General features: G+C 46.2%; 5 protein-coding genes. 1 reads left to right on the top strand and 4 read right to left on the bottom strand.

Annotated elements, in window-relative coordinates:
• Positions 1–92: 92 nt before the first annotated feature.
• Positions 93–3,614 carry a WD40 domain-containing protein gene (locus J0L70_RS27035; protein ID WP_287456550.1) on the bottom strand — a complete coding sequence of 1,174 codons (3,522 nt, stop codon included), beginning with the start codon at positions 3,612–3,614 and terminating at the stop codon, positions 93–95.
• 177 nt (positions 3,615–3,791) lie between these two features.
• Here J0L70_RS27035 and J0L70_RS27040 point away from each other — a divergent pair, with 177 nt between their 5' ends.
• On the top strand, positions 3,792–5,297 hold the full coding sequence (locus tag J0L70_RS27040) for an adenylate/guanylate cyclase domain-containing protein (RefSeq protein WP_081614780.1): 1,506 nt from the start codon (positions 3,792–3,794) through the stop codon (positions 5,295–5,297).
• Positions 5,298–5,425: 128 nt separating this feature from the next.
• Here J0L70_RS27040 and J0L70_RS27045 read toward each other — a convergent pair whose 3' ends face one another.
• The 3 genes from J0L70_RS27045 to J0L70_RS27055 all read right to left on the bottom strand — a co-directional run bounded on the left by J0L70_RS27045 (position 5,426) and on the right by J0L70_RS27055 (position 12,136).
• Positions 5,426–7,789 (bottom strand): glycoside hydrolase family 65 protein, encoded by a 2,364-nt coding sequence (locus J0L70_RS27045; RefSeq protein ID WP_287456551.1) that lies wholly within the window; start codon positions 7,787–7,789, stop codon positions 5,426–5,428.
• Positions 7,790–7,846: 57 nt separating this feature from the next.
• The gene (locus J0L70_RS27050) at positions 7,847–10,087 is read right to left on the bottom strand and encodes a hybrid sensor histidine kinase/response regulator (RefSeq protein ID WP_287456552.1); all 2,241 of its coding nucleotides are present in this window, start codon (positions 10,085–10,087) and stop codon (positions 7,847–7,849) included.
• 123 nt (positions 10,088–10,210) lie between these two features.
• Positions 10,211–12,136, bottom strand: coding sequence for a hybrid sensor histidine kinase/response regulator (locus J0L70_RS27055; RefSeq protein WP_017291472.1), 1,926 nt, complete (start codon positions 12,134–12,136; stop codon positions 10,211–10,213).
• Positions 12,137–12,145: the final 9 nt, after the last annotated feature.

Consider the following 12,145-nt stretch of genomic DNA (forward strand, 5'->3'; position numbering starts at 1 on the left):
CTCAATATCCTCCGAAGGGTAGAGGCAAAATTCTGTCTAATGACTAGGAGTAACCAATGGTAGAGCTAGCTGCACGCTTGATGTTAGCAGAATTAATCTGTTGCGCCTAATGCTTTCAGCGCTAATCTCTGCGCAGAAGTAATTCCGGTTACTCCCCGAATATTTGTCCCTTCATAGGGTCGATCAGGAATGAAGGTCTGCAAACACTGTGCATCTTGCAAATCCCACATCCGAACTGTTCCATCATGGCTCCCGGTTGCGATCGTCATTGTTTCGCCTGGACGAAACGCGATCGAGGATCTGACCGAATGCATCAAAATCGGCAGTGTTTTCGCACAAGCAAAATGCTCAGTTTCCCAGAGTTTCACGGTTTGATCTAAGCTTCCACTTGCTAAAAAACGACCATCTAAACTGAAAGCAACTGTCCAGACATTGTTTTCGTGTCCCTGTAAGATCTGCACACATTCCCCGGTTTGAACATTCCAAACTCTGACGGTTTCATCTCCACTGCCGCTAGCAAGTAACGTTCCGTCTGGACTAAACGCGATCGCTTGAATTTGTCCTGTATGTCCCTGTAACACATGCAAGCACTCTGCTGCTTCCACTGACCAAATCCGAATCGTTTGATCATCACTACTACTCGCAATCACTGAGCCATCTGAACTAAAAGTCACTGCCCAAACCCAACTCGAATGTCCGGTTAAAACCTCCAAGCATTGTCCAGTTTCGACTGACCAGAGCCGAATCGTTTGATCATCGCTGCCGCTCGCTAAGATCTGACCATTCGGACTAAATGCTACAGACTGTACCCAATTTGAGTGTCCTTGTAATTGTTTGAGGCATTCCCCGGTTGCAACTGACCAAATCCGAACAGTTCGATCGAGACTACTACTCGCAGCCCATTCTCCGTTCGGATGAAAGGTGACTGAAGTGACCCAATCTTGATGTCCTCGTAGCGTTTTCGAGCAAGTTCCTGACTGGATTGACCAGAGCCGAAGGGTGCGATCTGTACTCCCGCTCGCGAGCAATTGCCCATCTGGGTGAAATGCGACCGAAAAGATAGAGTTTGTATAGCCTGTGAGGGTCTTTAAACAGCGACCTGTGGTAGTATCCCAAAGCTTAACAGTATGGTCAGTACTACCGCTGGCAATCAACTGATTGAACGCCACTGAGAAGACAGAATTCGTGTGCCCCTTGAGTGTTTGCACACATTGCCCAGTGTGGATATCCCAAACTTTAATGGTTTGATCATCGCTACTACTGACTAACCGTTGAGAATCTGAGCTAAAAGTAATTGATCGCACTCGATCGCGATGTTCACTCAAGACCTTCAAACATTCACCCGTTTCTAATGCCCATAATCGAATTGTATGATCCGCGCTTCCGCTAGCCAACAGTTGACCATCAGGACTAAACGAAACTGACCAAATGCGATCGCGATGTTGCTGATAAATTGCCTGACATTCGCCACTCTGCATAGCCCAAATTCGCACAGTTCGGTCATCGCTGCCACTCGCTAAATACTGACCATCCGCGCTAAATGCAACCGAAAGAATTCGACCCGTATGACCCGTTAAACCTGGGTAGCATTCTCCTGTTTTAACGTTTCGCAGTTGAACAGTCGGCTCATCGCCACCACTTGCGATCGTAGTTCCATCTGCGCTAAACGCAACAGCCCAAATCGCGCTAGTATGACCTCGAAGAACTTGTAAACATTCACCAGTCTCGACTTGCCAGACTCGAATTGTTTTATCGCTGCTACAACTTGCTAGCAAGCTTCCATCAGGACTAAAAGCAACTGCCCAAACCCAGCCCCGATGTCCTGAAAGATTCAATAACGGTTCTCCAGAAGAAACTTGCCAAAGCCGCAATCCTCCTTCAGCATCGCCTGTAGCTAACTGAGTACCATCGGGACTAAAAGCAACCGTAAAGACCACGCCCAATGTGTCTGCAAATGCAGAACGACTGAGATCAGAATTTGCTAAGTTTACTCGATCGAGATTCACCTGGCGGAAATCTGCTTGCCAAATTGCTAAATCAGATAAGTCATGATGCTTCAGCCGAGGTTGGATCTGACAAAGTAAATTTAAGAGATTTCCACCTGCATAGCCGATATCTGATACGGGATTATCTTGAAGTTGGTGAATTCTATCGACCAAAAGATGCTCGATGTTCCCTGGAGAATTTGCTTGTAAAGTCGAGATTACAGGCTGCAAACTCAATCGAATTTGAGCCTCTCGAACATCATCACTAGCTTGGGGTTTGAGCAATGCGTGAGTTTTTAAGCGGAGCAGCTCTCCGGTTTGAATTTCTTGGCAAATTTTTTCAACCAAGCAATCAGTCACGTATTCCATGATCACAGGCTGGAGCGAAAATTTCGCATTCACCTTTTCGATTAAAGAGCGTTGCTCTAGGAGTTCTAAAATCTCGATCAATCGCTGCACTGAAAGCGGCGGAAATATGTCAGCTTTGAGTTCTGAAAATGAAACTGGCTCACGGTACACTGCTAGCCAATCCATCACCGTTTTTTCGGACTCTGAGAGCCGCTGAAATTGTTGCTCGATCAGCGATCGAATATTGCCTAATGCCCAAGCATCTTGGCTGAGAAAATCCGCTAATTGCCCATCAAATAAATTCTGAATCGTCGTGGAAATCATTTTCAAGGCTAAGGGATTGCCTGAATATCCGGCGATCAATCGGCTCCAGTCTGTCTCTGTGCCGCGAAAGGTTCCCTTAATTTGCAAATGCTGCTGTCCCGCTGCAAGCGTTAAGCCGCGCAACATCAGCGATCGCACAGGTAGCACATTGCCTTCTAGCATACGAATTTCATAAGGTTTCTCGCGGCTCGTCAGCACACTACAACTCTGATGAATCGTTTCTCCAAGCTGCCGAAACAATTCTCCATATTGCTCATAGCCACTGCGATACTGATTCCCTTGCAGAACGGTTTCAACATTGTCCAGTACGAGCAAACAGCGTCGCGATCGCATTTCTTGCAATAATCGAGAAATCGTCACATCTCGCTGATTAGAAATTGCTTCACTCGATAACACCTGAATCACGTCTAGCAGCAATTCCTGAACAGATGGAGCATTTCTGAGCGATCGCCAAATGATCCAGTCGAACTGGTTTTGGAGCTGTTTGGCAAGTTTCACCGAGAGCGAAGTTTTACCCATCCCGCCGATCCCAACAATCGAGATCAAGCGGCATTGATCCTCACAAATCCACTGCTGTAACTGAGATAGCTCATGCTCTCGCCCACAAAAAAAACTCACATCGACAGCATCGCCCCAATCTTGAGCTTGAATGATTTGTTTGCTAATGACTGGTTGTCTCTGTTCTTGAGATTGAAAGCGTCGCTCGATCGCGGCTCGAAAACTGGTTTTATTGACTTTTTCACCCAGAACTTCTGACAACAATTTCCAAAGTTTTGGACCAACATCGTGTTTTAGATAAGTTCCTGAATAGCCATAAGTATCAGCAATTTGGTCATAACTTTGACGCTCCCACGACCAAGACGATCGCAGCATTGCCAATTGCAGATCGTTCAGATGTATGCCAATTTTTTCAAACACAAGTCGATCAGTAAAGGCTAGTGTTGCGTCAATATCCATGCTGTCAAACTGATGAATTTATCCCTGACATGAACTTAAGACCTCTCTCATCAAAAATCAAACAAAATAGTTGCGGCATTTCGCAAGATATTCTTTAAACTGCTGGTGTGATCCGTAATCCTGACATCACAACCAGTAACAATTTAAGTATAAGATGCCCATTCGCCTTCAACCGTCATGATATTGGCAATGCTTTGGAATCGATTTTTTCGATTTCTTCTCAAACGAATTGTGCTGGTTTTGGCACTTCTGCTTTGTCTCGGAGCCGGAATCGCGCTGGCAAATATGTCTCGCTTGTCCACGAACTTGATCGAGTCCCAAGCAATCCAAAATGCCGCTCTACATGCCCAGTCTTTTCAACAAGCGATCGCGCTCTACAGCGATTCTGCTGCCGATCGTGCTAAACCTGTGAAAGGCATTACTGTGACCCATGCTTATCTGAACCAGTCTGGAGGTATTCCTTTGCCCTCAACGTTCGCTCTCGAACTGGGAAATCAAATCAGCGAAAAGAATCCAGAAATGGTGGTGCGCTTGTTCAGCGAGTATCCATTTCCGTGGCGGGGCGCGAGGCAAGCCGATGCATTGGAAAAAGATGCGATCGCATTTTTGCAGAAAACTCCGCGATCGCCCTTTGTGCGATTTGAGCGCAAAGATGGGCATACCACCCTGTTTTACGGTGAAGCCAGCATCATGAAGCAAACCTGCGTTGAGTGCCACAATACGCATCAGCAAAGCCCGAAAAAAGATTGGGCAGTCGGTGATGTTGCTGGAGTCTGGGAGATTCGCCAACCGCTGGATCAATTTGTCGAGAAAGTCAATCGCAATCTGCAAGGAACCTTTGCGATGCTAGGCAGCATGTCGGTCATCGGACTATCGGGTTTAACTTTGGTTGTAGGACGATTGCGACAAACAGCAAAAGAGCTAGAACAGCGAGTGCGAGAACGAACCTTTGATCTCGCGCAGGCAAATACGGATTTGGAGAAACGCAATAGTCTGATTCGTCAAGTCTTTGGACGTTACTTAAGCGATGCGGTTGTTGGCACGTTACTCGATCAACCGACCGGACTAAAGTTAGGTGGGGATCGGCGAACGATTACGATTTTGACTTCTGATCTGCGAGGCTTTAGTACACTTTCAGAGCGCTTACCTCCCGAAAAAGTGATTGAGATTCTGAATTTGTACCTTGAAGATATGGCAGAAGTGATTAACCAGTATCAAGGCACGATCGATGAATTTATGGGAGATGGCATCTTAGTTCTGTTTGGTGCGCCTCTGTCTCAAGCTGATGATGCGCTGCGAGCCGTTGCCTGTGCCTGCGCGATGCAACTGACAATGGGATTGGTCAATGAGAAGCTACAAGCCTTAAATTTACCTCAGCTAGAAATGGGCATTGGTATCAATACCGGAGAAGTCATTGTTGGGAACATTGGGTCGGAAAAACGGACGAAGTATGGCGTGGTCGGCAGTTCTGTGAATTTGACCTATCGAATTGAGTCTTATACTCAGGGTGGACAAATTCTAATTTCTGAGCAGACCCGTCAGGCTTTAGGTCAGAATGTGCAAATTATGGGCGAGAAACAGGTTCATCCGAAAGGGTTTGAGAACCCGATTACTATCTATGATGTCTATGGGATTAGAGGCCGCTACAATCTCTTTCTTCCCAAAGATAAGCCGATGGCTTGAGAACTTCAGTAGTCCTGAATTGGGTGTGAAGTGGGGAGTAGGGAATTGGTTTCTTGGTAGCTCTCTACTTCCTACCCCCTACTCTTTTCAGCATTCACAACTCAAACAGATCCGCCCTATCACCGTTTTCAAACTTCAATTTCGACGGAGACAGGATGACCTTCACTCAGTTCTAGTACTTTGCCTTGATGCTCGATCGATAATCCCTGTCCGTTTTGCAGGAGATAAGTTGCTGTCTTGTCATGCATCTCAACCCATAATCGCTGACCTCGCACCGTTAGGGGAAATCGTAGGCGTTGAATGATCTTCGGCAGTCTAGGATGAAAGGACAGCCGCCCGTCATCATCGCGGAGTCCTGCAAAACCATACACTTGAATCATCCAAGTTCCGCCCATTGCTGCAATATGACAGCCATCTTTCACATTGCCTGCGACATTTCCTAAGTCCATTAAGCTCGCATAGGCTGCATATTCGATCGCTTCATCCATGTATCCAATTTCAGCAGCAAGGATGCTTTGAATACAGACTGATAAAGAAGAGTCACCTGTTGTGAGCGGATCATAATAGTCAAAATTGCGGCGTTTCTGCTCTTGTGAAAATTCGTGTCCTAGTAAAAACATAGCAAGCACAACATCGGCTTGTTTGATCACCTGATGGCGATAGATCACGAGGGGATGAAAATGCAGCAATAAAGGGTATTTGTCAGGAGGTGTATTCTCGAAATCCCAAACTTCATCATCGAGAAAACCATCATGCTGTAAGTGAATTCCTCGCGATTGATCATAAGGCAGATACATACGATCAGCAGCCTTTCGCCAACACTCTACTTCAGCCAAATCGAGATGAGTTTGATGTACTAAAGCCTGAAATTGTTCTGCATTCTTGTCTCGCAACGTTTCAATTGTTTCAGCGGCATACCACAGATTCTCACGTGCCATCAAATTCGTATAGGCATTGTTATTGACCACAGTGTTGTACTCATCAGGTCCAGTCACACCATTGATGCAGAATTGATCTCCTTTGCGTGGTGAAAAGAACCCTAAGCTATACCACATTCGTGCTGTTTCAACTAGCATCTCTGCGCCTTCTCGGAAACGAAACTCTTCATCTCCAGTCGCTTCGATATACTTCTTCAGCGCATACATAATGTCAGCATTGATGTGATACTGGGCAGTTCCGGCTGCATAGTTCCCAGATGCTTCTTCACCATTGATTGTTCTCCAAGGAAATAAGGCTCCCGCTTGACTCACTTGTTTCGCCCGCGATCGCGCTTGCTGCAACATGTTGTATCGAAACCGCAGCAAGTTCTTCGCAATCTGTGGCGAGGTGTAGATCAAGAACGGCAAAACATAGATTTCCATATCCCAGAAATAATGCCCTTCGTAAGCTTGGCTAGTTAACCCCTTCGCCGCAACTCCAGCATCTTGCGATCGCGCCGAAGCCTGCAAAATGTGAAAGAGATTAAACCGCAGCACTTGCTGCATTTTCTCGGTTGAATCTGGTGCATCTGGATGTCCTTCGATTTGCACATCACTGCGCTGCCAAAAATCATTCAAGTAATCATACTGACTGGCTAAGAGTTGATCAAAGCCTTGTCTGAGCGCACGATCGAGGGCACGATTTGAGCGATCGCACAATTCTTGAGCAGAAGCACGCTGACCTGTGTGATAGGTGATCAGTTTGATCAATCGGATGGGTACACCTGCTTGAGCATCCACACTGAACACAACTTTACCTTTATCTTCAGAAGCTTGTGCTTCATAGAGATAAGAGCATCCCGTTTCAAAAATATGATCAATCCCACAGGTGACACTCATTTGACTATTGCGAGTGCGATGGCTGAGTAAGATGCGCTGCTTCTCGCAGAAGTGATGCTCTGGTAATAAAACCCGTTCTTTGAAACCTTTGGTGAGGCGAGGATCATTTGTATTGCTAGAAGGCGTGGGATCATAACAAACTTCTGAAGACAGTACGATCGGGGTATTGGCATTGAGAACCGTCACTTCGTAAGAAATCGCCGCAAGATGGCGATGCTCAAATGAGACGAATCGGCGAGAGCAAATCTTCACTTGTTTTCCCGATGACGTTTCCCAAATGATTGTGCGATCGAGCGTTCCCGATCGCATATCTAAGGCGCGTTCATACTGCGATAAATGGGCAGTCGGGAGATAGAACGGCTCATCATCAACGTAGAGCCTAATTGTTTTACTATCTGCGACATTGACGATGGTTTGCCCGGTTTTTGCATAACCATAGGCTTCCTCAGCATATTCAATCTGCGAGGTTTCATAGAAACCATTGATTAAGGTACTATTTTGCCAAACGGGATCACCTTCATCACACGTTCCGCGCATTCCTAAGTAACCATTTGCGGTCGAAAACAAAGTTTCCATCTGCTCTAAAAAATCAGGGGCGAACTTTGTTTCAACCCATCTCCAAGCGTCGGCGGGATAAATATGTGTCGGGGGATGAAAGGGTTGGCGCTGGAGCATGGGTTAATCGTTTCAAATTGGACAACCCTATGTGTAACGAATTGTGTTGTGAGAATGTCACTCTCTAAAGGCAGAATGAAAGGAATCCAGAAGGTTCTCAATCTCAGTTAACAGATCTTCGATCACAATCGGTTTTGCTAAATGAGCATCGAACCCTGCCGCGATCGCGCTAAGCCGATCTTCTTCGCGAACATTCGCGGTTAAGGCAATCGCCGGAATACGATGAGATTGGCGAACTTGACGCATAAACTGATAGCCATCCATCTCTGGCATACTGATGTCACTGATGATTAGATCCGGCTGAAAGGGTTTCAGTTGGGCGATCGCGGCTTGCGCCGAGGCAGTAGAGATGACGATCGCGTGCTGGGATTCCAGAAAGAACTGGAGGAGCTCTCTGGTATCTGCCTCATCATCAATGACTAAAATCTTTCTGCCTTCTAAAATGGGAGTGAATTCTGGTGTGGATGGAATGGGTTCGGGCAACATTTCAGAATTTGCATTTGCGATCGGTAGTGTGATCACAAATGTTGCACCTTGATCGAGTCCTTCACTTTTCGCTTCGACTTGTCCATGATGCAACTCGACGAGATGGCGCACGATTGCGAGTCCTAATCCCAATCCACCAAAATTGCGAGTTGTGCCATTGTCTTCCTGACGAAATCGCTCAAAGACATAAGGGAGAAACTCTGGGTGAATGCCCTTTCCCGTATCACTCACCCGAATTTGTACATGGGTTGCGGTACAGTCTAAGAGAACTTCGATTTGTCCATGTTCAGGTGTGAACTTAATCGCATTTGTCAGCAAATTGACTATGACTTGCTGCAATCGATTTGGATCCCCGTAAACTAAAACTTTGGACGCTGCATTCGTCTGCGTGAAAGTTAGAGCAAGTGCTTTTGCTTCTGCCGATAAGCGAACTGTCTCGATCGCAGATCGAATAACTAAACTCAAATCTAGCTCTATTTCTCGCAAAATTAACTTGCCGCGCAAAATCCGAGAAACATCAAGTAAGTCTTCGATTAACTGGGATTGTAGCTTGGCATTTCGGGAAATTGTTTCCAATGCTTTCTCGGTTGTTGCTGGATCGAGCTTTCCGGTTTGTAATAGCTTCGACCAACCGAGAATTGGATTGAGTGGAGTGCGTAGCTCGTGTGAGACTACAGCTAGAAATTCATCTTTGACCTGATTTGCGGCTTCGGCTTGCGATCGCGCCATTTTCTCTCGCACGAGCAACTCATCTTTTTCACGATTCGCCTGTTTTAATTGGGCATTTGTTTGCTCTAAAATCTCAGCTAAACGCGATCGGGCTGCATATTCTGCAAGTTGTACTTGAGAGATTGCGAGTTTGACTTGGGTTTGAGTTTGCTGAGTAATTGCAGTTCCAGTCAATAAAGCGATCGCGCATTGAGTGAGCAAACTGAGCTTATGAACGGTGAGAACAGCGGGATCAATTGGGAAATTTTGTAAGATTAAAGCATTAGGATACTTCAGGATATAGCTCAGTAGAGCAGCAATCACACAGAAGCTTGCCGTTGCTATACTGCCAATAGCTCCGAAGCGCAAAGCTGTCCAGAGGATTGGAATAAAGTTGAGAAAAGCAAACTGCTGAAACGCAAATCCGTTATGGCTCGTTTGCCAGACACTCAACATTGCGATCGCGATACTCATGCCAAAAATTGCAATTTTCTCGGCTCGAAAGCGAGAAGAGTTGCACGGATCAGAAGCACTTTTGGCTGGAAGTTCGCTCTCTGGAAGCCATCTCCAGTGTTGCAGTACTGGGTTTAAGGTCAATATCGCCAGCGGCGCGATGGTCATCGTTCCGATCGCATTGCCTAACCACCAGTGTGGGATTGTGCTTAAAACCCTCCCCCAAGGTAAATTTCCAATCGTGGCTAAGGTCAAAGTTCCACAGATTGCAGAACTAGCACAGGCGACAGTAGGAGCACTCAAGACAAAGACGCTGACATCTTTTACGCGATCAAGTGACAGCGATCGCTGCCAAACCCGCCGATAAAGCCACCAGGCTAGGAAAGGTTCTACGCCATCTATCAAACCCGCAAATTGGCTCCAACCGTGATTTCCCCAAAGTGGCGCGACTAGAGTTGAAACAATTCCAGTGAGGATCACAGCAGGCATTCCGAACCAAATTGCTAGCGTCACTGCAACCCCTGAAGGTGGAAACCAGAGTGAAACTGCAGGCTGTACACGAAACAGTAACGCTGCGTAATGGGACAGAATAAGAATTCCTGCACCAAGCAAAAGAGGCTGCCAGGACTGCCTAGAGGGTCGAGCGTTCATTCAATGGGCACATTTTGAGCAGGCTCTATTCTACGGAGAAGTGCCGATGACCGGATGTCTCTTGAGACGGATCTTAATTATAGTTTGCTAAAGTTTAGTATCTGATCATCAGTCTAAATTTAGCTATGGGCAAAGAACTGTTTGTAAGGTATCGACTAAATCTTTTGTAGTATAAGGTTTAGATAAGAATGCTTTGATACAGCTACTCCCACCCTCTTGAGAAATCTCATAATTTGTTGCTAACCCGCTCATCGCAACAACCTTCACTTCAGGATTAATTTGCTGCAAGGCACGAACTGCTGTTAATCCGCTCATTGATGGCATCATAATGTCCATCAGCACTAAGCTAATCTTTTGATGGTGTTGGGCATAGAGAGAAATTGCTTCAACTCCGTCTTTAGCAACGAGCGTTTTGTAATGACAGAGTTCTAAAGTTGTTTGCGTGACTTGCCGAATCGAAGCTTCATCTTCCACAATCAGAACCAGCTTGTTCTGTCCGTGGGCATGTGCAGTTGCTTCTACTGCTAGATCCACTTTTTGTGGAATTGCAGGTAAGAAGACCTTAAACTGCGTTCCTTTCCCAATCTCACTATAGACCTCAACAAATCCACCATGATTTCTGACAATTCCCGATACGGTTGAGAGTCCTAACCCGGTTCCTTTCCCAACTTCTTTTGTCGTAAAAAAGGGATCAAAAATTCGCTCGAGTAACTCCGCTGGAATTCCAGTTCCTGTATCTGCGATCGTCAATACGACAAAGGAACCCGAAGAAGCTTCTGGGTTGATGCGTCTGTAGCTTTCATCAATCACAAGATTGTCCGCGCCAATGGTCAGCGTTCCACCTGTGGGCATGGCATCTCTTGCATTGACACAGAGATTCATGATGACCTGATGCAGCTGAGTCGAATCGGCAGAAACGATCCACAAATCGACGGTCGATAGCATTGTCCGAATCTCGATCGCTTTTGGAAAAGTCTGACGTACAATTTGCGTCACTTCCGAAAGCAGATGTCGGATTTGTAGCGGCACACGCTTTCCATCTCCTCCTCGCGCAAAAGTCAGAATCTGTTTGACTAAATCGGCACCACGTTTCACATTGTCTTCAATCAGTTGCAAGAGTTGGTGATTCTGCTCATCAAGATCGGGTAGCTTAAGGGGGAGAAGCTGTGAGATCGCTAAAATCGGAGTCAGAAGATTGTTAAAATCATGGGCAATTCCACTCGCTAAAGTGCCTAAACTTTCGAGTCGTTGCGCCCGCAAAAATTGAGCTTCTAACAGCTTTTTTTCCGTAATATCGGTATCGACGATCAGAATCGATCGAGCTTCTCCGGCTTCACCGCGCACGAGCGTACAGCGAGTCGCAACAATCACAATTTGACCTGTTTTATTCAGCTTTTGGCACTCTCCTTGCCACTCGCCTTTTTCCAAAACAGTTTGGAGCATTTCACTCTCTTCTAGATCTTGTCCGAGGAGTGTACGGACATCTTTGCCGATAACTTCTACCGCATTCCATCCATAGAGTCGTTCTGCTCCTTGATTCCAAAACGTAATTTGATTCGAGAAATCGCAGACGAAAATTGCATCTGAAGCAATGTTAATTAATGCAGCCTGCTCTCGGATTTTTTCCTCACTTTCTTGCAATGCGAGTTCTGCTTGATGCCGCTTTTGTCGTTCTTTTGCTTCCCGCAATTCCCGTTCTACTGCAGGAACTAATCGTGCTAGGTTCCCCTTAAAAATATAGTCATGTGCGCCTGCTTTCATGGCAGCGACCGCAATTTCTTCCCCGATCGTGCCCGAAACGATAATGAATGGTAAATCTCGTTGCTGGCGCTGCACGAGTTTTAGCGCTTCTGGCGCACTAAACTTCGGCAAAGTATAGTCTGCAATGATCAGATCCCAAGTTGCGCGATCGAGCGCGGCTTGCATGGCTTCCGGAGTTTCCACCCGCACATAATCCAGGCTATAGCCACCCTGTCGTAACTCCCGCAGGATCAGGAGCATATCATCTTCTAAGTCTTCAACAATTAAAAGCTGTAGATGAGAATGCATATGCGATCG

This window comes from Leptolyngbya sp. UWPOB_LEPTO1, assembly GCF_017302695.1.
Lineage (GTDB): Bacteria > Cyanobacteriota > Cyanobacteriia > Leptolyngbyales > Leptolyngbyaceae > Leptolyngbya > Leptolyngbya boryana.